At 39.6% G+C, this 22,397-nt stretch carries 28 protein-coding genes and 3 pseudogenes; 14 read left to right on the top strand and 17 right to left on the bottom strand.

What is annotated here, in order from left to right; translation table 11 throughout:
• The first annotated feature begins 9 nt into the window (after nucleotides 1–9).
• Both V3224_RS08880 and V3224_RS08875 read left to right on the top strand, forming a co-directional pair.
• Nucleotides 10–630 (top strand): tail fiber protein, encoded by a 621-nt coding sequence (locus V3224_RS08880; protein ID WP_334469796.1) that lies wholly within the window; start codon nucleotides 10–12, stop codon nucleotides 628–630.
• A gap of 7 nt (nucleotides 631–637) precedes the next feature.
• Nucleotides 638–1,153: a tail fiber assembly protein gene (locus V3224_RS08875; protein ID WP_334469794.1), complete on the top strand. Its 516-nt coding sequence runs from the start codon at nucleotides 638–640 to the stop codon at nucleotides 1,151–1,153.
• A gap of 5 nt (nucleotides 1,154–1,158) precedes the next feature.
• Here V3224_RS08875 and V3224_RS08870 read toward each other — a convergent pair whose 3' ends face one another.
• Entirely contained in the window at nucleotides 1,159–1,752 is a 594-nt protein-coding gene (locus tag V3224_RS08870; RefSeq protein WP_334469975.1) for a tail fiber protein, read from the bottom strand.
• Between the two features lie 742 nt (nucleotides 1,753–2,494).
• Here V3224_RS08870 and V3224_RS08865 point away from each other — a divergent pair.
• From V3224_RS08865 to V3224_RS08845, 5 genes and pseudogenes are all read left to right on the top strand, one after another.
• Nucleotides 2,495–3,370 (top strand): annotated as a pseudogene (locus V3224_RS08865) (dermonecrotic toxin domain-containing protein); the annotation flags it as partial.
• A 38-nt stretch (nucleotides 3,371–3,408) separates the two neighbouring features.
• The gene (locus V3224_RS08860) at nucleotides 3,409–3,585 is read left to right on the top strand and encodes a hypothetical protein (protein ID WP_334469973.1); all 177 of its coding nucleotides are present in this window, start codon (nucleotides 3,409–3,411) and stop codon (nucleotides 3,583–3,585) included.
• A 47-nt stretch (nucleotides 3,586–3,632) separates the two neighbouring features.
• Nucleotides 3,633–4,118 (top strand): hypothetical protein, encoded by a 486-nt coding sequence (locus tag V3224_RS08855; RefSeq protein WP_334469971.1) that lies wholly within the window; start codon nucleotides 3,633–3,635, stop codon nucleotides 4,116–4,118.
• Between the two features lie 3 nt (nucleotides 4,119–4,121).
• The gene (locus V3224_RS08850) at nucleotides 4,122–4,859 is read left to right on the top strand and encodes a M91 family zinc metallopeptidase (protein ID WP_334469969.1); all 738 of its coding nucleotides are present in this window, start codon (nucleotides 4,122–4,124) and stop codon (nucleotides 4,857–4,859) included.
• A 184-nt stretch (nucleotides 4,860–5,043) separates the two neighbouring features.
• On the top strand, nucleotides 5,044–5,244 hold the full coding sequence (locus V3224_RS08845; protein ID WP_334469967.1) for a helix-turn-helix transcriptional regulator: 201 nt from the start codon (nucleotides 5,044–5,046) through the stop codon (nucleotides 5,242–5,244).
• 284 nt (nucleotides 5,245–5,528) lie between these two features.
• On the opposite strand, the gene V3224_RS08840 is transcribed toward V3224_RS08845, so the two are convergent.
• From V3224_RS08840 to V3224_RS08825, 4 genes are read right to left on the bottom strand one after another with little or no spacing between them, the layout of a single operon-like run.
• Nucleotides 5,529–6,530 carry a phage tail fiber protein gene (locus V3224_RS08840; RefSeq protein ID WP_334469965.1) on the bottom strand — a complete coding sequence of 334 codons (1,002 nt, stop codon included), beginning with the start codon at nucleotides 6,528–6,530 and terminating at the stop codon, nucleotides 5,529–5,531.
• The gene (locus V3224_RS08835) at nucleotides 6,531–6,854 is read right to left on the bottom strand and encodes a hypothetical protein (RefSeq protein ID WP_334469963.1); all 324 of its coding nucleotides are present in this window, start codon (nucleotides 6,852–6,854) and stop codon (nucleotides 6,531–6,533) included.
• A 35-nt stretch (nucleotides 6,855–6,889) separates the two neighbouring features.
• Nucleotides 6,890–7,921 carry a hypothetical protein gene (locus tag V3224_RS08830; protein ID WP_334469961.1) on the bottom strand — a complete coding sequence of 344 codons (1,032 nt, stop codon included), beginning with the start codon at nucleotides 7,919–7,921 and terminating at the stop codon, nucleotides 6,890–6,892.
• Nucleotides 7,918–10,542: a host specificity protein J gene (locus V3224_RS08825; protein WP_442890074.1), complete on the bottom strand. Its 2,625-nt coding sequence runs from the start codon at nucleotides 10,540–10,542 to the stop codon at nucleotides 7,918–7,920. The genes V3224_RS08830 and V3224_RS08825 overlap by 4 nt, the downstream gene beginning before the upstream one ends.
• A gap of 12 nt (nucleotides 10,543–10,554) precedes the next feature.
• Here V3224_RS08825 and V3224_RS08820 point away from each other — a divergent pair, with 12 nt between their 5' ends.
• Nucleotides 10,555–11,427 carry an IS982 family transposase gene (locus V3224_RS08820; RefSeq protein ID WP_334467716.1) on the top strand — a complete coding sequence of 291 codons (873 nt, stop codon included), beginning with the start codon at nucleotides 10,555–10,557 and terminating at the stop codon, nucleotides 11,425–11,427.
• Between the two features lie 25 nt (nucleotides 11,428–11,452).
• On the opposite strand, the pseudogene V3224_RS08815 reads toward V3224_RS08820, so the two are convergent.
• Both V3224_RS08815 and V3224_RS08810 read right to left on the bottom strand, forming a co-directional pair.
• Nucleotides 11,453–11,788, bottom strand: a pseudogene (locus V3224_RS08815) (host specificity protein); the annotation flags it as partial.
• A 51-nt stretch (nucleotides 11,789–11,839) separates the two neighbouring features.
• Nucleotides 11,840–11,920, bottom strand: a pseudogene (locus tag V3224_RS08810) (tail assembly protein); the annotation flags it as partial.
• 85 nt (nucleotides 11,921–12,005) lie between these two features.
• Between V3224_RS08810 and istA the strand changes: the two are divergent.
• Both istA and istB read left to right on the top strand, forming a co-directional pair.
• Nucleotides 12,006–13,028: an IS21 family transposase gene (istA, locus tag V3224_RS08805; RefSeq protein ID WP_334469957.1), complete on the top strand. Its 1,023-nt coding sequence runs from the start codon at nucleotides 12,006–12,008 to the stop codon at nucleotides 13,026–13,028.
• Nucleotides 13,025–13,813, top strand: coding sequence for an IS21-like element helper ATPase IstB (gene istB, locus V3224_RS08800; RefSeq protein ID WP_334469955.1), 789 nt, complete (start codon nucleotides 13,025–13,027; stop codon nucleotides 13,811–13,813). Before istA ends, istB begins: the two co-directional genes overlap by 4 nt.
• 39 nt (nucleotides 13,814–13,852) lie before the next feature.
• Here istB and V3224_RS08795 read toward each other — a convergent pair whose 3' ends face one another.
• Genes V3224_RS08795 through V3224_RS08785 form a run of 3 tightly spaced genes read right to left on the bottom strand, consistent with a single transcriptional unit; the run spans nucleotide 13,853 to nucleotide 15,472 of the window.
• Nucleotides 13,853–14,269, bottom strand: coding sequence for a recombination protein NinB (locus V3224_RS08795; protein ID WP_334469953.1), 417 nt, complete (start codon nucleotides 14,267–14,269; stop codon nucleotides 13,853–13,855).
• Nucleotides 14,269–15,186: a hypothetical protein gene (locus tag V3224_RS08790; protein WP_334469951.1), complete on the bottom strand. Its 918-nt coding sequence runs from the start codon at nucleotides 15,184–15,186 to the stop codon at nucleotides 14,269–14,271. Before V3224_RS08790 ends, V3224_RS08795 begins: the two co-directional genes overlap by 1 nt.
• Nucleotides 15,187–15,220: 34 nt before the next feature.
• Nucleotides 15,221–15,472: a DUF1187 family protein gene (locus tag V3224_RS08785; protein ID WP_334469949.1), complete on the bottom strand. Its 252-nt coding sequence runs from the start codon at nucleotides 15,470–15,472 to the stop codon at nucleotides 15,221–15,223.
• A 121-nt stretch (nucleotides 15,473–15,593) separates the two neighbouring features.
• On the opposite strand from V3224_RS08785, the gene V3224_RS08780 reads away from it, so the two are divergent.
• Nucleotides 15,594–16,568, top strand: a complete 975-nt coding sequence (locus V3224_RS08780) for an IS701 family transposase (protein WP_334469947.1) — start codon at nucleotides 15,594–15,596, stop codon at nucleotides 16,566–16,568.
• 371 nt (nucleotides 16,569–16,939) lie between these two features.
• Here V3224_RS08780 and V3224_RS08775 read toward each other — a convergent pair whose 3' ends face one another.
• From V3224_RS08775 to V3224_RS08750, 6 genes are all read right to left on the bottom strand, one after another.
• Nucleotides 16,940–17,914 carry an IS701 family transposase gene (locus V3224_RS08775; RefSeq protein WP_334469945.1) on the bottom strand — a complete coding sequence of 325 codons (975 nt, stop codon included), beginning with the start codon at nucleotides 17,912–17,914 and terminating at the stop codon, nucleotides 16,940–16,942.
• Nucleotides 17,892–18,131 (bottom strand): hypothetical protein, encoded by a 240-nt coding sequence (locus V3224_RS08770; RefSeq protein WP_334469943.1) that lies wholly within the window; start codon nucleotides 18,129–18,131, stop codon nucleotides 17,892–17,894. The genes V3224_RS08775 and V3224_RS08770 overlap by 23 nt, the downstream gene beginning before the upstream one ends.
• An 832-nt stretch (nucleotides 18,132–18,963) precedes the next feature.
• Nucleotides 18,964–19,179 carry a hypothetical protein gene (locus V3224_RS08765; protein WP_442890070.1) on the bottom strand — a complete coding sequence of 72 codons (216 nt, stop codon included), beginning with the start codon at nucleotides 19,177–19,179 and terminating at the stop codon, nucleotides 18,964–18,966.
• Nucleotides 19,176–19,343 (bottom strand): hypothetical protein, encoded by a 168-nt coding sequence (locus tag V3224_RS08760; RefSeq protein WP_334469941.1) that lies wholly within the window; start codon nucleotides 19,341–19,343, stop codon nucleotides 19,176–19,178. The genes V3224_RS08765 and V3224_RS08760 overlap by 4 nt, the downstream gene beginning before the upstream one ends.
• Nucleotides 19,344–19,409: 66 nt before the next feature.
• Nucleotides 19,410–19,781, bottom strand: a complete 372-nt coding sequence (locus tag V3224_RS08755; RefSeq protein WP_334469939.1) for a hypothetical protein — start codon at nucleotides 19,779–19,781, stop codon at nucleotides 19,410–19,412.
• A 107-nt stretch (nucleotides 19,782–19,888) separates the two neighbouring features.
• Nucleotides 19,889–20,125: a transcriptional regulator gene (locus V3224_RS08750; protein ID WP_334469937.1), complete on the bottom strand. Its 237-nt coding sequence runs from the start codon at nucleotides 20,123–20,125 to the stop codon at nucleotides 19,889–19,891.
• A gap of 97 nt (nucleotides 20,126–20,222) precedes the next feature.
• Between V3224_RS08750 and V3224_RS08745 the strand changes: the two genes are divergently transcribed.
• Nucleotides 20,223–20,639 (top strand): transcriptional regulator, encoded by a 417-nt coding sequence (locus V3224_RS08745; protein ID WP_334469935.1) that lies wholly within the window; start codon nucleotides 20,223–20,225, stop codon nucleotides 20,637–20,639.
• Nucleotides 20,640–21,140: 501 nt separating this feature from the next.
• On the top strand, nucleotides 21,141–21,452 hold the full coding sequence (locus tag V3224_RS08740) for a hypothetical protein (RefSeq protein WP_051297179.1): 312 nt from the start codon (nucleotides 21,141–21,143) through the stop codon (nucleotides 21,450–21,452).
• Nucleotides 21,453–21,585: 133 nt separating this feature from the next.
• Here the strand turns inward: V3224_RS08740 and V3224_RS08735 are convergent, their stop codons facing one another.
• The gene (locus tag V3224_RS08735) at nucleotides 21,586–21,786 is read right to left on the bottom strand and encodes a LysR family transcriptional regulator (protein WP_334469929.1); all 201 of its coding nucleotides are present in this window, start codon (nucleotides 21,784–21,786) and stop codon (nucleotides 21,586–21,588) included.
• 97 nt (nucleotides 21,787–21,883) lie between these two features.
• On the opposite strand from V3224_RS08735, the gene V3224_RS08730 reads away from it, so the two are divergent.
• Nucleotides 21,884–22,363, top strand: coding sequence for a helix-turn-helix domain-containing protein (locus V3224_RS08730; RefSeq protein ID WP_334469927.1), 480 nt, complete (start codon nucleotides 21,884–21,886; stop codon nucleotides 22,361–22,363).
• The last annotated feature ends 34 nt before the right edge of the window (nucleotides 22,364–22,397 follow it).

Below are 22,397 nucleotides of genomic sequence, written 5' to 3'. Positions count from 1 at the left end.
CTTGGTTTATTGGAGACGGTAGATTGTGCAAAAAACGCACTGGACAAACGAACCGGCGGAACGGTCAATGGCGACATTATTTCACAAGGTGGTGTACTCTCACTGAAGGGGGATGATCGCAAGCATCTGGGTATTCATAATCAGGATGGTAGCGTTCGCATGTGGCTCTTCAAAGACAAGGGCGGTGATGGTGTTCGACTGAACAACGGCAGTGACGGTGGTGGTGAGTACGTTTTCCATAAAGATGGCGGTTTTCATGCCCCTTCTTCCGTGTATGCCGGAGCTGCAAGGATAGCCCATGACGGCAATATCTACGGCAGTCAATGGGGAAATCAGTGGCTGGACGCTTACCTGAAAAAAACCTTCCAGCCCAAGGGGGTGGGTCAGGCTTACACCAAGGAGGAATCAGACGCCCGGTATGTTCGGGATGTACAGCGTGGTGCCGTGAGCGCAATCTACACACCAGAAGGTGTATCCACTGATGCCTCGAAGGGGTGTGTCATGGTAGGGGTGACACTGAGTGGTGACGGCTCTTCGGGTACACATGTTTATCAGGTTCGTTATTGCCCGTTGCAGATTAAAATCAATGGCGCATGGCGCACGATTTCTGACATTTCTGATTCAAAATGAGGTCACTATGGAATTAAAAAATGTCTCCCGCTATTCCCCGGATAACATGCCCTATGGTCATGGTGTCCAGTATTTTAAGAGTGAAGAGGGGCAGGATTTTTATGAATCGCTGAACCTGTTCACCAAAAAATACACACTCTGTATAGAACCCGATACCGGTATCATTCGCTCAATGGCTGAAGATGTATCCACCCTGTACCCCGCCGGGTTTACCGTTGTCGACGTCGATGAACTGCCTGGTGGGGTGGATATCTCGGGTGGCTGGCTATTTGATGGTCAAAAAGTAGTCCCCCGCATCCCGACCCAGGGTGAATTTGTTGCGAAAGCTAAGCGTGAGAAAGCAGAGCTGATGCAGATGGCGAGCATCGCTATTGCTCCGCTACAGGATGCGGTAGACCTCGATATGGCGACAGACGCCGAAAAAACTTCACTGCTGGCCTGGAAAAAATACCGCGTGCTGCTAAACCGTGTCGATATCAGCAAAACGCTGGATGTTGCGTGGCCGGAAGCTCCGAAAAGATAAAAACTTTATGCTGCCCTGACAATGTAGTTAAACGCGACATTTCGCGGCCTTGTTTCTGAAGCGGTTCTCAAACCAGACTGAAAACTGGCTGAGCAATCAACAGCGAATACGCCGCTGGTTCCTCCATTAATGCTACTACTGACCATTCTTCTTCCCATTTTGAAAATCCCACTGGCTGATGATTGACCGACAAATTGAATGCCGGTTATGTTTCCAGTGAAATGTTGAAGGGTATCAACTTGTACGCTTAATATTTCGCGTCCGTTATCCACTTTTCGTCCTGCATCCCAGCCCCGGATAAATTCGCCCCGTAAATCAGGGAGTTTTCCTGATGGATAGGCGAGTGCTAAGAGCGGGTATTTTTTCTTATCGAATGGCTCACCGTTGCAGATAAACCAACCCGTTGGCGCTGTTTCAGCAGGCCACGGCAGGGGAACACCTACAGGGATTTCCACACGCAATACTTCGGGTGTAACAGCATGAACATCGGTGGCGGTTAGCTGCACATCCTGAGTGAGTGTTTTACCGTTAATTTTACGCTGACTTGGCGTTGCATTTTTAGCCAGATTTACTGTTTCCAATAAACCAAGGTTTTTCAAAACCCTATTTTGACAAAAAATTCATCAAAAAGCAGTGATAACAAGCCATACATGACAGGTAAGCAAGGAAAAAAGTGAAAAATAGCGGCTATTTTTAGGTCAAAAAACGACCAAATCGCCGATTTATGCGCAAAAATGCTCATTTGCACAAAATTTAAACAGTTTTTAAGGGGGTAATCCAGAATAAAAGTATCAACAAATCTTAGTCAAAACCGACAGTGAAAATTTTATTGTTTTTAACAATTGTGTTTTAGGACGAAGAAATTTAAATCCTAAAATAATAACAAGAAATCATAAGGGTATTAACTATGAGTCAAGAAATCTCAAATCAAAAAGATACGCATTTAAACGAAATGTTAGAGACACGAGTTTCGCACAGGCCTATAAAATTCTAGAAATGGCTTAAAAGTAATGATTAATCTGCAAGTTACTGAAATGCATAAATTCACTTAATTTACAATAAGTTATATTTAATTTATAAGGTTTTATCTATTTACATATTATGCTGAATTAAACTTAAAAATAGAGCGTTTTTTTATTGGTGCGAAACTCGTGAGAGATAAAAAACTATGCTGAATTTAAACATAAAGTTTTAAGTGAAATACCCAACTTGAAGTTGATGGCAAAAAGTTTTATGAAAGAGCACATAAAAAAACTGACTGGACAGGATATAGACCCAGATCATGTTCGCATATATTCAGGATTTCAGCTGGCATAACCTCTAGCCACATCATACTCTGGATGGCAATATTGGGCACCTGAAAAATCTTTAACATTAACCGATCTTGCATTCACAAATTTTAGTGCTCATGACCAAGACCTGACTTCAGATGATTTAAAATTAAACTACGGAGTTTATAAAGACGGACCAAAAGAAAAAGTGATATATACATATCCATATCATTATGGAGTAGCGGAAAGACGCATGGTTGAACATTTTACAGAAAAAGATCAAGTAAAAATATTGCCATCTGATTTAAGGAAAATATTAAATGAAAATGACTTTTATTCGCTGGTGAAAAATAATCTTAATACCTTCTGGGAAAAGCATGAAGCCGATATGCTCACTCTAGTTAAAGCTACATTTGTGTCAGAAGCAAGACTGGCCAGGTTAGAAGGTGTTCTTTCTGAAGATGATTATAAATTGGTCATGCAAACCGTGGTTCCCCATCTTCCTTTATAAGGTCCGGTTACCATCAACCAACTGGCGAGTAAAACCTGTTCGCAAGGATATGTATATTCTCTCGATATCAATGGTTATTATTCCAATGATATTTTACGATTTGTAAAAAATGATGGTCATGAAATCCTCTATATTCCTGGTGAGGAAAAGCCATTTGAAATTTTTAAAAATGACAATGCAATGCGTCAATGGATTGTAGAACAAGGTAAAGTTTCAAAAAAACTTTCTAGATTAGAAAGTCATTTTTCTTTGTATAATCGTCAGGATGGTTATTTTCATAAAGGAGTAGATAATGGCTTGTTAAATTTAATCTCAGGTTCATGGGATATATCAGGAAGTGGAATTGATAAGAATGGTAATGCTTTTTTTGCCAGTGATGTATTTTCGACCGTTATAAAAAAACAAAAGAAAGAAACTTCAGTGACGCAGATATAGTAATAAAATCAAATGCTGAAATTACTTGGGAGCAATGGTTGGGTTACACAAAGATAGCGAATCAAATGTTTGGCCCTATTGTTGGATTATGTGGAACTTTTTGGGCAATTTTAGCAACAGGAACCTTCGTAGCACAGATAGGTATGGAGATTCACCAAACAGTAACCGGTGATACTGAAGAAGAACGCAAAGAGGGTTTTGGGCTGCCAGTATAGATATCGGGACAACGTTACTGTTTGCGGGTGTTGCTAAATTTGTTGAGGTGAAAAACGAACTATCAGAATTAAGTGAGTTAGCCGACCCCTATACAGAAGTTCATATCAATAACGCCGCTGAAAAACAAGTAAGGGGTTTTATAGAAGGAATAAATAAAAGTATTTCTGTAGTAAAAGTAGCGGAAGATAAAAATGGAAAAGATATCTGGATGAGATACGACCCCATAACGGAAAAGGTATTTGGTAGACGGTATTATCGGTCTGAAGATTATTCAGATATACTTGAGCCTATCCCGCTTCCTCTGAGTGAACGTTTAAACAAGATTCGCACTGAAGGTCTGAGTGGTAAGGGTTCAAAAGAGGCGGATAGAAACATGGCAGCAGAATCTTCAACATCAAGGAAGTTACTCGCTTCAGTAGATGAGATGACCCATTCAAAGCCAACGGAAAAACTAAAACTTGATAAACAGAAAAGATCCCTAAATTTAAACTTATCATCATCTTCTAGTTCTGTTACAACTACAGACATTTAATCTTTGCTAAAGAAAAGCAAGATAAACTGGCTACAAAACAATCAATACCTTTCTGTCTTCGGGAGTGATAATAATATTTACCAACGATTTGAAGTGGCACTCAATAAGATTGAGTCAACGGATACTGGGAGCACTCTTTTGAAATCTATTGATGAAATATTCCGCGATAAATCGATGAAATTGGCAATATACCTCGATTCTGAAGATTTGGGTGTAGTACCACACTCTTACGCAGATGCTCATAACTCTCATGGAACTGGTTCTGACTTTTACTGCAATTTGAATAAAATTCAACACACTAGCGAGCAAGCAATAAGTCAGGAGAACTTTGATGCGTGCAAGATTTTTCATGAATTGATCCACGTTCTCAACAATTTGAAGGGTGAGCGTCTTGTTAATAATTTAAATGGTGAACGTATTGATATCGAGCCTCTATCTTCCGAAACAGAAACATACATATCCTATCCACCTTTACTTGAAGAAGCAAAAACGGTTGGATTAGGAGATTATTCTGAAGAGGCACTGTCAGAAAATAAATTTCGTAAAGAAATTGGTGTACCACGAAGAACCTCCTATCCTCATGATTCATACATAATACATGATAACAGTACTGTGACTAAGGGATTTGAGCAAAAAAACTACATCCGCGGCTTTAGCTGTGAGTCTAGCAAAAGTAACACGCTATTTATTGCACATTTTGTACTTAAAATATCGCACAAGGTCTCATGCCGCGGATATTGAGTGGCTGGAACTACCGCCAAAAAAGATTAGGACTGTGAGAATGTCAAGTTAAATACATTGGTGCGACATACTGACCCTCCTTCATTACATCACCACAAAGCCATACCTACGATTCACAATTTCCTGATTGCTCACCGTTATGACGAATAGTGAAGCAGCTTAATATTAAAGAGAGGTTTATAAAATGGCAACCCGTTATATCGGACTTAAAGAAATGTGCCAGTTGACCGGCAAAAGCCATCCTACCTTGTGGCGGATGTGGGCGAAAAAGAAAGATTTTCCTACTCCCCAGAAAAGTAAAAGCGGTACTTTCTTAGGCTGGCCTGAAAAAGATTATGAAGAATGGGTTGACTCTCAAAGAGATAACAGCACCCGTCATTTTTAATTTACAGAGGAAAGTTCACATAACGCCTTGATTTTATTGGCGCGCCCTGTAGGACTCGAACCTACGACCTACGGCTTAGAAGTGAGTAGACTCACCTTATAATTCATTGATACACCGCATCTTTCCTCGCTCTCACGTCAAAAGATGCCTTCAGATACCTATGGATACTTCATCATACTCGCAGATACTTGTCCCAAATTTGTCCCACTAAATATAGCGTCTTTATTTCCCCGTTTAGCCTAGTTCTCACACAAAACCCCTCACACACAACTAACAACTAATTCTTAACAACTTCCTCCAACGCTGCTAATATGAAGCCCCTGTGATGGGGCTATTACCTTTCTGGTTTGTTGCTTATTCCAGATTGAATTATCCGGCATTTGCACCCGCACGTCTAACCATGTCGAGGGTGGAATATCAACTTGCTCACCGTCAGCGTAATAAACTGGTTTGCCGTCAATAATTTCTTTAATTCGCCAATTTTGAAAATCTCTAGGCAAATGGGTGTGTTGTCGGTGAAATGTTTGAATCTCAATATCACCATTGGATAAGATTTTGTCTCTGACGTAGATAAGTTCTAATCCATTAATATCTTTAGGGATTGATATTCCGCCATTCACACCCCATGCTCCATCAGCGTTATAACCCATGACGCCGGAAATAAAATAGCTGCCAATTCCAGTTCGTTGGACTCTTGCCCCTTCTGATTCTTCGTTGGTTTCAAAACTACCATCGGGATGGATTTTTACTATCGGCGAGGCTCTTTTAAAAAAACCGTTAGCATCCGCTATCATTTTTGGAATGTCTGACAATAAAGCAAATGTTCCATCTTTATCTGGAAAATAAGTTGCTACGCTAAGCCTATTATTACGTATAAAACCACGTTTAGATGAACGTACATAGACTAAATCATAACCCTCTTTAGGATCTCCTAACCATATAACTGAGTCACCGGTAGAATGTGAGGCACTTATTTTTCCAGCTCTAAGTTGTTCATTTGAATCTTTTTTCGCAAGAATATCAGTAGATGCTTTTTGACTCATGACTTTATCAGTAACGCTACCGATTTCCTGAACTACGCTTTCCTTATCAAACTTACCGGTCACCGTTTCACTTATGTCTTCAACAGTTTTTGTATCAGCTTTACTTTCTAGTGCAGTTTTTATCTCTTCAATGCTACTAGCATCTGCTTTGCTTTCTACTAGCTCTTGCAGTGCTTTAATCGACGCTAACTTAACTGTTTTACCACTCGGTAACGTGATTTCAACCACACCATTTTCAGTCATCTATGTGTTCATGTTTTGCAGAAAATAGATAATGTAAGTGTTGGCTGCAACAAGTGCTCTTGCTGCATCAGAATTATTATTGGGCTCGGTGAGATTAATCGTGTATGTTGTGTCGGTAGCTGAAAATGTTGCTTCTTCAGCAAGGACTAATTCCGTGTTGCTATTAACTGCCAATATCATGTACGGATAATTCACATCACCATTTTTAATCAGCATTAACATGCCAGGTGATACTAGTGGATTATTGCTATTCCATTTTGTGCCTGTGCCTTTGACAATAGAAGAGCCTGACACTATTGTAATTGTGCCATCTGAATAAATCATTTTTATTTCCGTTATAAATAAAAGAAGGGTTTTAATTAGAATTTAAAGTAATCTTCTGCATCCAATACTAATACTGGGAAAGATGACAAGGCGGTTGTCGTTTCACCAATATATGCTGAATTATAAAAATATCTGTAACGAGAAAGACCTAAACTTGTTGCACTGTATTGACAGACATTTAGATAATCTAGATAACCGCCATCCGTATGCCAAAAATAATCTCCAACCCGTTGAGGGGTGTACATCGGCCTTTTTATTCCTGGAATTGTTTTTCCTTTTCCAACCGCAAATTCACTACTTGGTACTAAAACAGGTTTTGTCATAACATTAAACTGAGAATTAAATGTCACATTACCATCAATATTACGCAATTTTAGTCCACACCCCTTGGTCTCTAGTTCGCCAGATTTAGCTGCCCTAAAAGCAATTACATAATATTTAGATTTTGCCAAGCTATGTGAATTACGTCTTATGTTTGATATCCTCAAACTTTTTACACTTCCACCCCCATCCCTGATAGGCTCTCTGCCAATATAATTTTTTACATCGGTAGAATAAAAAAAATAAATGGCATTATCTGGTGTTAAACCAGCTCCTAATTCTACAGGATTAAAAACTCCATCAATAATCATAATCTTCTTGTGAAAAGCGTATGAATAACCAGTTATCGGCAGTGAACTTAGAAAAATAGCGCTACCTAGTATCTTCAACCCCGCGCTTCCTACAAGAGGTATTTTATTGTAGTCTGGATAAGCTATAATTTGGATAGGTTCAGTCCCCACCCCGTGTAAATTACGTACTGTCACTAAACGATTAGACTCAGAATAAGATACTAGTGTTTCTGTCCCTGCGGCAACCATAGCGTTACCATGCTGCACAAATCTTACACTAGCAAGTGCTCCTCCGCGAGAAATAACAAATTTATAACCTTGCGGTATTGGGTTGGGGCAGGTCCAACTACCTCTTCTAACGTCAACAGCTTTTGTCCATATATTTGTCGCTGGTGTTGTATTTTCATTAAAATAAAAAAAAGAACCATCTGGATTTGTTATTCTTAAGCCAATCATATAAATTCTCCAATTTCTATAATCGGAGTATTGCCTAAATATACATAAAAACCTTTGTTTGTTAGTCTTGTCCGATAATTAGAGGATACGCCGTTAACTTCAAAATTACCGTTAACCATATCTATACGTGTTCCTTGTTGTCCGGGAATATAATTTTTAGACTTTAAATCCATTCCGACTATTACATTTTCAATGGTTGCCTTACTTATTAGCGCATCATTAAAAATTACCTGACCGTTTTTGATGGCAAAAACCGGCTCCATCTTGCCATTAGCCGGATTGTATACGATGAATGTTTGGGCGCTAAAGCCAATTTGTGTGCTGACTTTACCGTTTTTAAGCTCAGCACCAATCACCATGCCTGCATCATAAGAGACGCCGTCATAAACAATCTTGACTAACGATGTCCAGGTTGCAGAAGCCTCACCCTTTTTCATGTCATATTTGGCTTGTAGCGAGTTTTGCGCGGCTGCCCAGGACTTATCTGCTGTCGCTCTGACCTGATGGATAGATTCAGCCAAGGCTTTAGTCTCGGTTACCACATAATTGTCAACCCTGACAATTTCCGCCTTAATCTTGCCATTTTGACGCATGAAATACTGCGTATTGCCGTTAAGTCCCTTCGCGTTTTCCAGTATCGCTTCTGTGCTACTGTCTATCCCTTTCTTTAGCTGCTTAATCGCTTCCGTATCGTTAATTTTTTTATCAATTTCATCAATGATACTGCTGGCATCGAATTCTGACTCACCCCGCACAAATTCTGTCCACGGTGACGGGTTACCGGATTTATCAACGAGTCTTGCGCGAAAATAAAAGACTGTCCCTGCGGCCAACCCTGACATTTCATGGCTTTTTGACGGATAAGGGATATCAGCCAGTAACATCAAGCCTTCACCGTCATTCGTTTCGCTGTACTGAATCTCTGTTTTTAACGTATCTTCCGTATTTTCGTTGAATCCCCAGTCTAACTTAATCCCAAACACCAACGTGGAAGCTCTGAAGTTAACAGGTGTAGGGGGTTCGCCTTCCTTACCTTTCAGTATTGTCTCAGGCGCATTCGCCCAGATTGATGAGATATCCGATGAGTTTATGGCTCTTACCCTTACCTGATAACGTCCGGCATATATCCCTTGAACTTCAAAACTGGATGTAGATGTTCGAGGTATACTTACCCAGTTATTATTTCCTCTTCGCCATTGCGCCTCATAGGCAATCGCATTTTCTGTGGCATCCCAGTCAGCGCTTAACGTTGTAACAGCAATCCCTTGACTGATTTGGGTATAAGCAGAGATATGTACGTTTTTAGGGGGCGATTGAACACCCGGTGGGATGACAGTAATTGGTCTTTTATCAATCCTGGCGCCCGAATCAACATGCGCATATTTATCTGGATTATGGAAAGTCCCCGTGAGGGTATATGTATTATCGGCGTTGTCCTGAAGGCTAATTACGCGATAAAGCTGAATCGCCAAGTCATTGGCATCTACTGTCCAAACCGCATTTTTTTCAATGGGTTGAGAATAACGGGCTGTTACAGTGATAATATTGTCGTTAACCGTCTGGACGGTTCTTGCTTCTGATTTTCCATCGGGTAAGTTAATGATAAGTCTGTCACCCGATTTAACATCTGCCTGCCTGTCGAGCGTAATTTTTCTCTCATCAACAGATGAAATCCTGCCACCAATAATTCGCCCTGCAAGATTTGCATCCGCTACCCCTATAATCTGTCCAGGCGTTGGAATAGCCCCTTCAAGCCCTGTTGAAAAGGTAATCGTCCTGTCATAAGCATTCGTTAATAATATCCAGCGTCCACGTCGGTTTGCTTCTGATTGCCGAGTGCAACCCATCGCCGAAATATCCGTTTTACGCACACCATAACGGCGCTGCAGTTTGCTATCAGAGACCGCCTCAATCCCATCATGACTGTGATTATCGGCATCCGAATAGGAAACCAGCACCTGCGTATAACGGTTTTGCTGACTACCGCCTGAATATGTCACCTTTCCATCGACGATATTCGCTTGCGTGAAAATCCGAAAGACATCCGAGGGCATATCAGCCACCGCTTTGACAGAATTATCCGCCCAAAAAGTCATGCCTCTAAAAATGCCCGCAATATCACGCAATACCTGATAAGCCGATTCCTGAGACTGAATATAAATATCACATAAAAAACGAGGCTCTTTACCTGAACCACCCTGACCGTCAGGAACGTTTTCATCGCAATACTGGGCTATCTGGTATAAATCCCACTTATCTATCTGTGTGCTATTAATCCGCTCTCCACAACCGTAACGGTTATTCAAAACCAGGTCATAAAAAATCCAGGCGGGATTGTTCGTCGCGGCCAACTTGAAGGTGCCATTCCAGACGCCCGAATAAGTTCGGTTTACAGGGTCATAGTTTGCGGGTACTTTTACCAGCAAACCACCTTTGGGGCGCAAACTGACTTTAGGGATGCGATTATTAAATTGTCTTGTATCAAAGGTGATAAACAATAAAGCGGTATTAGGATAACCTGAGTTCGGGATAAGAAATAAAGAGAAAGTCTTGATATTCAAATAGTTGAATGAGCCTGTTTTGTTAAAATACTCTAACAGTCTGGTTAAAGAGTAGAGCATTGTTAAACAATTATGGAAAATCTTACTGAACTTTATTGCCTGATGGATGATTTTTGCAAAGACTTCGAGCCAAAAATGCATGAATATTTGCTGACTAACGGTACTAAGCGTCGTAGACGGTCTACTCAGCTTTCGTTGGCGGAAATGATGACACTGGTTGTGTTGTTTCATCAACTCCGATTCAGGCAATTCAAGGTATTTTATCTCTATTATGTCCGCTTATATCTCCGGAAGGAATTTCCTAACTTGCCATCCTATTCACGCTGTGTAGAGTTACTTCCGCGTAGTGCCTTAGCGTTAACGGCACTGTTTGAGTCAATTAAGGGAAAATGCACGGGGCTATCGGTTGCCGATTCTACTCCGATAGCGGTGTGTGATAACTTACGGATCCGCAGACATAAAGTCTTCAATGGGATAGCTGAACGGGGAAAAAATTCAACAGGTTGGTTCTTTGGTTTCAAGCTTCATGTAATTATCAATCATTTGGGGGAAATACTCAGTTTTCGACTCACACCAGGAAACACCGATGATCGGAAACCATTGCCTGAGCTGACAAAGGATCTTTCTGGTTGTTTGTACGCAGATAAAGGGTATTTATCGGCTTCACTGAAACAGCAACTCAAAACGATGGGAATTAGCCTTATAACGAATATCAAGAAGAAAATGAAGCCTATTAAACAGACTTGTTTCGACAAAGCCATCTTGCGTCATCGTTCTGTCATTGAAACGGTATTTGATGAGTTAAAAAATCTTTGTCAAATAGAGCATACGCGACATCGCTCTCCGGCTAACTTTGTAGTGAATTTATTAGGCGGACTGGTTGCATATTGTTTAATGCCATCTAAACCAAAGATACCTGTTGCAGGTACGTATCTTCAAGTATAATTGATAATGCTTATCCCGAACTCAGGTTATTTATCGACCTGATATACGGCTGTTCATCTTTTAACTCCCTGCTTATGCTAATTTCATTGTCAACTGACGGAATACCTTTGATGTATGCCTGTTGCTCACTGCCCGGACGAAACTCCCACGTCACGCCCTCAACGTTTTTACTGCCGTCAGCATTACCGATAGGCGTACCATCTAGAAAAATACGGGTAGCATCTAACCCCCCGGCAATTTCTCCTTCAGAAATAGCAAAGAGTAATTTTGCGGTTGATTCCGATAGCAAACTATCAGGAGACTCTACGGGTTTATGTCCACCGCCATCACCACCTTTCGCCCCAAAAATAACATTTGTCATATTTCACCCATAAAAAAAGTCGCCTCAGCGACTCAATGTCCATAATTAATGTTATCGTTGGTCTTCGGTGTAAATCCCCGCGGATATGATTGCCCCACCTATCTCTTTTCTATCCAAGGTATACAATAACGGTGTCGCTACCAATGTAAAAATGATCCACTTGCTAATGTAAAACTGATCCACTAAGAATAAATATGGCAGTTTTAAGGTACTGCCGATGATAACATTGGAGATCAGAGTGGAAATTTCTGTTTTACATCGCCAGGATATGTCTATACGTGCGATTGCGCGACGGCTTTCATGCTCAAGAGTAACCGGGAGGCGATATCTTCGTAGCACTGAAGCGGCGGCGAATATGCGTTATAAATCGAGAGCGCCTAGACCCGGTAAGTTGGATCCCTTCAAGGTATATATTCTCGAACGCGTAGAGGCGGCCAGACCTGATTGGATACCGGCCTGCGTATTGCTACGGGAGATCCGTGAACGAGGCTACACAGGCAGCTATAGCTTGCTGACCGCTTTTCTTCATCCTATGAAAAAAACCGTTATTGAAGATGTTGTCCGCTTTGAGACTGAACCCGGTGAACAGATGCAGGTTGACTTCACGATTATCAGACAGGGGAAGAATCCTTTGATGGCATTCGTTGCCACGTTAGGCTGGAGTCGCTCCACTTTTGTTAGGTTTTACACCTGTCAAAATTCAGCAGCCTGGGGCGACGGGATTGAGTCAGCCCTACAGTATTTTGGCGGTACGCCTCGTCAGCTGCTATTTGATAATGCGAAGACCATTATCATTGAGCGTGATGTTTATGGTCCTGGTAAACACCGCTGGAACCCACAGCTTATCAAACTTGCCGAAAAATATGCTTTCAGTCCGAAAGTCTGCCGTCCATACAGGGCGAAGACTAAAGGTAAGGTTGAACCTTTTAATCACTATCTTAAGAACAGTTTCATTGTTCCACTAACCGCGTCATTTCGTCAGGCAGGGCTTACTTTGGATGCTACCGCCGCCAACTCACGTATTGGAGACTGGCTGAGTACAATAGCTAATGTACGTAAACACGGCACTACGGGTGTATCGCCGGAAGAGCGCATGCTACAAGAACGCTTGGCACTGTTGCCGCTGCCGAAAGTCATGCAAGCATTTCCTTTACCGATACATCAGACTCGCCCCATTCCTATCGAGAGCCTACAACATCCTTTGTCCGTCTATCAGTCGATTCTGGAGATGCCGATATGAGTCTTCAGTATGAACGCATCGAAAAATTCTACCAGCAGCTTAAACTGGACAGACTAAGCACAGAGTGGCCAGCTGTAGCGCAAGGAACTGTCGACAAGAACGGTACACTCGCTGACTTTCTAGAGTCTGTTTTTCGACTCCAGTATGAAGGACTTACTGAACGTCGGCGTCAAACGATACTCCGTTTATTTGGGCTGCCAGTGATAAAGACGTTGGAGCAGTTTGATTACAAATATGCCAGCGGTGTTCCCCGTAACCAAATACAGGAACTGGCTGGACTGGCTTTTATTGAGCGCCAGGAGAATATCGTGTTGCTAGGTCCGTCTGGTGTCGGTAAGACCCACCTTGCTACTGCCATCAGCTATAGGGCTGCGATGCAGGGATTAAGCATCCGTTTTCTAACTGCGGCGGACATGATGTTGCAGCTGCTTACCTCTCATCGACAAGGTGACCTTAAAGGATATCTTACCCGAGTTATCAGTAAACCTAGACTATTGATTATCGATGAAGTTGGCTATTTACCTTTTGGCAAGGAAGAAGCAAACCTGTTCTTCCAGGTGGTGGCAAAGCGATATGAAGCGGGTAGTGTGCTCTTAACTAGTAATCTGTCTTTTGCTCAGTGGTCAAGTACATTTGGTGACGATGAGACGCTAACAGCGGCTATGCTGGATAGATTGCTGCACCATGCACATATTGTACAGATTAGTGGACAAAGTTATTGGTTAAAAGACAAGCTAAAAAGCGGTCAGCTACATAAAAAATTGAAACCGGAACTTAGCGAGTAAATTAAAGGGGGTGGATCAGTTTTACTTTAGCAAAGTGGATCAGAATTCAGTTGGCATTGACATCGTCACGAAACAACGTATGCCAATCGCCCAGCATTCCACTTTTTGCATAAAAACATGCATCTCACCCGTATCAAGTTTTGATGTCCTTCTGAGCATTCTGACGCGCTCTGGCTGCTGTGTGGTCACATCGATACGTTCAACCACCTCATAGCCTAAGAATGTATGTTTCAACATTTCCTTCACTTGCTCAGAGGTAACGTTAGCGTTGTTAGCACACAGATATTTGCTTATCTCTCCCACCCACATGTGAAAGAGTGAGTTTTGAGATAACGAGCGAATTTGCTTGTAGGGCTTGATGATGAGGTGATGAGGTTGGTTTGTTGCGAGAACAGCTTTTAAGGTTTGCCAGACGGATTGTTTCGTTGATTCGTGGAAGAGTAATTTATCTTCCATCAGCTAATCTCTCTCATCTCCACCCCTTTAGCTGTATAACCGGTTAACTGTTTACCTGCTATCCGTTGACGTTTTTTTGTTAGAAAATGGATATGGTCTTCATAAACATAACGGTATTCACTATCGACAAGGATGTGTTTAAAAGCTCTCATTGGTTGTTTTGTGTACTGCACAAATCGTATTAACTTATTGTTTTTAATTGTTTCTTTTGTGCGCAACTCATTAACTCTTCTTTCTTTACATCGATAAATCCAAAAATCATTGAGCTTTCCGGTTATCTTTCGCGTTCGTACTTTGGTATAACCCAGTCGTTTCATCAGCTTACTAAATTCAGCATTGTTTCGGATTAAATTCCCGATATATCGTAGCGGTTCAGCTTGCCAGTCTTTAGCCTCATGGATTTTTATCAATCCGAGATGGTAATATTTATTCAAAATCGTGTATTTATCGCCTTGCTTCGGATGACGGTAAAGCGTCCAATTATCAACCGCTTGTTTCCGTGCTTGTTGGTCAATCAACAACGCAAAGGTAGCCAAAGGTGAACCGTCTTTACGTTCAGTAAAATTCTTATTGACTTTGCCGATAATATTCAGTGCATAACTATCAATATCTTTGGGCTGCACAAATTCATAATAATCATTATTTTCCAATCTATTAGTTGTGCGCACCTCCGAATGATAATCATAAGATTGCTTATCCTGACCTGTTAGGCCAATATCACTATCTGCCTCATGAACAGAAATCCCCGAGTTAAGCCACACTAATCCATTTCCATTGTGTCTCAATCCTAAATCCGTTAATGTACAGATACCGTTGTTAATGACTGACCAGTTACCCGAAATCACCGCTTTTTGGCGGTTAAATATATTGAAGTCCTCACTTTGGGCACAAAGATGTCCCTCACAGCGATTTGCCATGCTTTGAATTTTCATATTTTTGCCTATTTGATTCTTATTGGGGTAGGTTTAGCGGAGTACAGGTGAAATTTTCTATTGACACTTTTGGCAATTTGCCACGATTTCCAGCCTTGTCACTGACAATAGTCCAGTAGTAACCTATCTCGCTAAATTGCATTTTGAACATGGATGGCGCCGATAACATTTTCAGGCAATCCTGTTCTGATAGTGCTTTGTCGCTAAAGCGATACCAATGCACAGGCTCGCCACCATCCTTAACAATGGTTGCTTCGATTTGGTATTTCATTGGGTTTCCTGATTATTCGAAGATATTGAAGCTGGGTTTAATCTCTAGAGACCACGAGTTTCGCAATCTCCAAAAAAGAAGTATAAATTTAAAAACAAGAAAAAATCAGGGTGTTCATATTTTGTCGGGTTATCCATGTATTAAAGATATCTATAAAACATTCTTACAAGTAAGCAGTTTAAGATACTCTGGTTTAGCGTTATCAGAAGTAAGCCCATCGCCTTTATCTCATGACACTGTTAGCCGATGGCTAAAAAGTAGATGTTTTAGACCTAAAGACCTATGGCGATTAGTTGAACCTTCTATAGACAAAAAAAGCCCTTGCGTACTAATTGCCGATGATACATTGATTGCCAAAACACGTAGTAAAAAAATAGAGATGGTCCATTATCAATATTCAGGTAATGAACATGAGGTTATTGCTGGCATAGGTTTAGTTAATTTGCTTTGGCATGATCTGACGAAGGTTGAATCAATTCCTATCAATTATCGTATTTATGATAAAGATTCTGATGGAAAAACAAAAAACACGCACTTTTCCGAAATGCTCACTCTTGCTAAAAAAAGAGGGATCATGCCAGAAGCCGTAGTGATGGATGCTTGGTATTCTAGCCTGGATAACCTGAAATCAATTCGCTCTCATGGTTGGATCTGGGTAACCACGCTGAGGAAAAATAGGATTGTTAACCATAACAAACAACTGAACAAGTTAGACATCTCAGAAGAAGGAACATCAATACACTTGCGAGGATATGGTTGGGTAACCGTTTTCAAATTTACAGCCAAAAACGGCCGTATTGATTACATAGTAACAAACAAAGAGAATCCCACCCGTCAATACGTCCAATCTATCATGGATGCCCGTTGGTCTGTTGAAGTTTATCATCGAGAAGTTAAACAAAACTGTGGTATTGAACGCTGTCAGGCTCGCACGAGCCGAGCGCAAAGAAATCATATTTTTCTCGCTATTTCTGCGTGGTTTGAACAACATAAACGTCGTATATCTGAAAAAATAACCCTTTATCAACAAAATTGGGACGTAATCAAAAGTGCTATTACTGAGCAAATCCGTGTTTTATTAGCGTACCCAAATTAGTTTTGTGCGAAACTCGTGTAATCGTTATCATGCTTCCCTCAGATTAAATTTGTCAAACCCGTATTGAACAATGCGAGCACTTAGCCAGCCGTAGTTATACCCACGGATGAGTATTGATTTGATAATTGATTTCATGATGATTTTGTTAGAAAAATACTAAGCCGTTGCTAACGGTAAACGTTGATGTGGTTGTTGCTTGAGGTTTGGTTGAATGTGATTGTATTACCGGTTTATCGTCTAACCAGCGTTTGCCATTGAGGTAAGTGGCAGGATGTAACTTTTCAAAGCCAAACTGATTAACCTGTAACCTCGAACAAATATCAGCTACAAGAAATTCGGCAAACTGTTCCGCTCACGAGTTTCGCACAAAACTAATTTGGGTACGCTAATAAAACACGGATTTGCTCAGTAATAGCACTTTTGATTACGTCCCAATTTTGTTGATAAAGGGTTATTTTTTCAGATATACGACGTTTATGTTGTTCAAACCACGCAGAAATAGCGAGAAAAATATGATTTCTTTGCGCTCGGCTCGTGCGAGCTTGACAGCGTTCAATACCACAGTTTTGTTTAACTTCTCGATGATAAACTTCAACAGACCAACGGGCATCCATGATAGATTGGACGTATTGACGGGTGGGATTCTCTTTGTTTGTTACTATGTAATTAATACGGCCGTTTTTGGCTGTAAATTTGAAAACGGTTACCCAACCATATCCTCGCAAGTGTATTGACGTTCCTTCTTCTGAGATGTCTAACTTGTTCAGTTGTTTGTTATGGTTAACAATCCTATTTTTCCTCAGCGTGGTTACCCAGATCCAACCATGAGAGCGAATTGATTTCAGGTTATCCAGGCTAGAATACCAAGCATCCATCACTACGGCTTCTGGCATGATCCCTCTTTTTTTAGCAAGAGTGAGCATTTCGGAAAAGTGCGTGTTTTTTGTTTTTCCATCAGAATCTTTATCATAAATACGATAATTGATAGGAATTGATTCAACCTTCGTCAGATCATGCCAAAGCAAATTAACTAAACCTATGCCAGCAATAACCTCATGTTCATTACCTGAATATTGATAATGGACCATCTCTATTTTTTTACTACGTGTTTTGGCAATCAATGTATCATCGGCAATTAGTACGCAAGGGCTTTTTTTGTCTATAGAAGGTTCAACTAATCGCCATAGGTCTTTAGGTCTAAAACATCTACTTTTTAGCCATCGGCTAACAGTGTCATGAGATAAAGGCGATGGACTTACTTCTGATAACGCTAAACCAGAGTATCTTAAACTGCTTACTTGTAAGAATGTTTTATAGATATCTTTAATACATGGATAACCCGACAAAATATGAACACCCTGATTTTTTCTTGTTTTTAAATTTATACTTCTTTTTTGGAGATTGCGAAACTCGTGCCGCTGTCTCACCTGTCTCTTTCCGCCACAACTTGAATTGAGTTTTAAATGCTGATTTGGCTGATTGCTTACCCACCTTACGCTGAACCTGTGGCCAGAATATGCCTTCAAACGCTAAATCAATTGGATTTTGACACGAGTTTCGCACCAATAAAAAAACGCTCTATTTTTAAGTTTAATTCAGCATAATATATAAATAGAAAAAATCTCATAAATTAAAAATAACTTATTGTAATTTAAGTAAATTTATACGTCTTAGCAAGTTACAGATTAATTATTGTTCTGAAGCCATTTCTAGAATTTTATATGCCCGTGCGAAACTCGTATTTGATTTGGTTTTGTGATTTCAGATTCTGTTTTTTCAACCTCAGATCGAACGGGTTCGATCAATATGTTTTTATTCTTTGTAGTAATCTCTGTAGTAGTCTCTGTATACGTCTTACGTTTCAACGTAGGGGGTGTTACGTTTTTTCGTAGGGGGTATTCCGTTTCAACGTAACCCCTATTACGTTTTTTCGTAGGAGCTATTACAAAAACTGAGTCTAATTTAGGTTGATTGTTAACTAATTGTATAGCGTTAGTTATCTCATCAATGCGTGCAGGAACAGGTTCAATGAACAAAACATTACAACAAGGCCCTGTTCAAGTATTAATTGTACGGAGTTCTAGTGTAATAATACCTTGCGATTTCAATCGTTTTAAGGCATCAGTTACTTCGCGTTTTGTAAATCCGAACTGATCAGCAAAAGATTGATAGCTACGCTGTAATTTGTCACCCTGAAAACGCTTGCGCCAGCCTTTCAGCTTGCCCGTACATTTGTCTCTGACACGAGTTTCGCACGGGCATATAAAATTCTAGAAATGGCTTCAGAACAATAATTAATCTGTAACTTGCTAAGACGTATAAATTTACTTAAATTACAATAAGTTATTTTCAATTTATGAGATTTTTTCTATTTATATATTATGCTGAATTAAACTTAAAAATAGAGCGTTTTTTTATTGGTGCGAAACTCGTGTCTGATTTCAGTTGGACGATACCAGTAAATAATTTCAGATAGCAAAACAATAGCTGTGCTGTCAGGCTTTCCGCTTGGCATTTTAATATGATGCCACCAGTTAGCAGGGATAACATTACCAGACAGATTTATACGCCCAATTTGGTTAACGGTCTCGGTTGGAGTAAGATGTTTCATTGATTACCTCTAATGGATTCTTTGCGATGTTTAAGCCTTAATTTTGCATCTTCAAATGCGGCTTTTAGCTTCTTGGCGGCTAACTCCGTGAAAGAGCGATTGACTCTCTCTCGAATAATGTTTTTATGAATATTTGACTGGTAAAATCGGCGATTTTTTGGCATAATGACCTCGCTGAAATTGAAAGAAAAAAGGGAAATTCGACGATTCCCTTCTCCTTGAAATACTAGTTAAATACAACATTCCATCTGACATTCAAAAGCTTCATTGTTTTTTAACTTTGAGGCTTCTTTTTTTGGCAATCTCAAATGTTCTAGCATGTCTATCAGCTTGCGTATTTCTTCACCTGATATATTCGTAATAACAAGCTCCTGTGTCGATGAATCAGGCACACTCACCACATGCCTAGGCAAACCGTATTCTGAGACGACCTGACAGGCTAGTTTAAATATTCTAGTTTTATCCCGACTCGCTGTTGAGGGGTGGATCCCTAGTGATTTAGCAAACCCGTTATTACCCCCTTCTGATGACATCTTCTGGTAAAAGTAAGATTCTAAATGCTCAGGTTTGCAGGTGATTTTGATAGTTTTTGTATATTCCATGGTTATAATCCTTAAGTAATAAAATTCCCTACCTCGATATTCCTATGAGGTTGTGGTGGCTCTAACGCTTATTCAGAGCGAGTCAAAATGTTAAAGAACGGTGTTACTCAGAGAGTATTTTGCTTATTAGCAGGGATACCGTCTGTTGGGTTTGGGTAAATATCAGGGCGTAACTCATGGGGAGTTATTCCTGTTAATTCGTAAATTGCTAATACACGATCGACAGGCACACGACCTTTATACTTATTTTTCCATTGACTAACTGTCATATTTGAAACACCTAACGCAGCAGCTAAACGAGTAGCAGTGCCTGTTACGTTAATAACTTTCTTTAGGGCAGACATGATTGTTCCTCCTTTAGTCTTTATTTAAATAAAAAACTTAATAAAAGTCAATTTTAAACTTATTTAATTATTTAAACTTTAAGTTTAAAATTAATATATGAACAAAATGATAAATAAAAACACAAACAACCCCTTATCAGAAAGGCTCAATAAACTTATTGAGGTAAAATCAATTACAAAATCATACATGGCAAAAATTTGCGGAGTCACTCCCCAATCTGTTAATGGCTGGTATATAAGGGGAAGCATAGGAAAAGAGTCTGCTATAAAATTAGCGGATCATTTAAATGTTTCTGTGGCTTGGATTTTAGGTGAAGGTGATGCTTCAATTGATGACTTGGACCTCCCGAAACCTGAATTATCAGAAAAAGAAAAATTATTATTAAAACTATTCAATGAATTACCAGAAAGTGAATCTAATGAACTTTTAAAAACTTTGACTGAAAAAAAATATTATTACGACAAACTATTAAAAGAACTTTTACAAAAGAAAAACATAAACAAACCATTGTAAAGGTAAAACTTTAACAAAACCCTCGTTTTTTTCCTCATAAAAACGCAAAAACCCTCTATCAATTAATTCTAAATTTATTTTTTAAATAAAATCATATTGTTAACCTAATTGATAAGTTTAAAACTTACCTTTAATTAAATTTAATATTGGCTTAAATTTAAGTTTCATATTTAATAAATCCATCAACTCACTGCAACAGGCAAACGCCAAGACAAGACTCCGAGTTATCTGAAACTTTGCCAGACGTTGCCAAGTAGCTAGCCTGAGGCGTATGAACATGAAGGCAAGTGTAGTCATCAGTAACTAAGTCATTTCGCTCTTTAACATACTGGAATCACCGCTCTGAATAAGCGTTAGAGCAACACCACCAAGTGAGTTTTGCGGGGTGTGAATATGAACAGAACAGTCAAATCTCGTTTCTACACCAGGGAATAAACAGACTGTGAACATTAACCGTAAGTATTCGGCACACACCACTAAAACTTATTTAGGAGGAACAAAATGGCAACCATTATCTTTAAACCTAAAAAAGACAATGCTAAATCTCGTCGCCTAGCAAAACAAATGGCATTTTGGGATAGAAAACGCGCTGAATATGAAGCGAAACCTAAGCCACGTTCTACAGAGCAAATCCTTGATTCCATATTCAACAAACAAGATGATACCGTTAATACCCTTGCATCACTCACGCTCAATCTAAAAGACAAAAAGCCTCAGCCTTCATTTGATAACTGTTGCTTACCAAATACTTATCTCTATTCTGCAAGAAAATACTCAAAAACACGCAAATCAAATAGCATACAGACAAAATGATTTGATAGTCTTTGCAGCAATCTTATCCTACACTTAATCCATTAGTTTCAGATAATAGTTATCCCTCCCGATGGGCTGGGAATTTGAAATCTCCCAATTTCAGGGAGGCCAGATTGTTAAAGAGCGGTGTAAATTAGTTCGATTTTTGCTTATTACCATTTGATGGAAAAGGCTTTATTTCTATTGCCTCTATTCCATTCTTAGTAAAATTTAAAAACATTTTCCGATGTTGCTTCAATGCTCTGCTAACGGCTCCTTGGGTAATACCAAGTTCCTTAGCAGTTATTTCTTGTCCATGTCGGTTTACATAATCCTTAATAGTAATTTTGTTCATCCGAATCTCCTTTTAAATATAGCATTACATTCGGTAATAACGCATGTCAATACCGAATGTATTTCTATAATATGATCAACGGTAATAAAATAAGAACATGAATAAGAAAAAACCTTTGACAAAAGAACAGCTAGATGATGCAAAAAGATTGAAATCAATCTATATGCTTAAAAAAAATGAACTTTGCATCACACAAGAAGATATAGCAGATCAATTAGGTATTGGTCAGGCTGCGGTTAGTCATTATCTAAATGGCGTAAATCCTTTAAATGCAAAAACTGTAGCTCTATTTGCAAAACTACTAAAAGTAAAACCAAGTGACATAAGCCCATCAATAGCTTTAGAGTTAGAAGAAATAGCAAAATTAATGCTACCAACAGATTATAGTTATATGATACCTGATAATTCATATATCAAATTAACAAAAACAGAAGAAAATCTTTTAGAAATGTTCAACGCTCTCACACAAGAAGAACAAAAAAATTATTTGAAAGAAATTACTGAGACTCGGGCTAATCTTGAACGAATTTATAAAGAAATGAAAGAAAAAGAGAAGAAATCCAAAAGAGCATCGTGATCTGGGTGGAAATAATAATAAATTTCAGACGATT

Origin of the sequence: Arsenophonus sp. PmNCSU2021_1 (assembly GCF_036919435.1) — a bacterium.
Taxonomy (GTDB): Bacteria; Pseudomonadota; Gammaproteobacteria; order Enterobacterales; family Enterobacteriaceae; genus Arsenophonus; species Arsenophonus nilaparvatae.
This window is presented reverse-complemented; position numbering and strand designations above follow the sequence as displayed.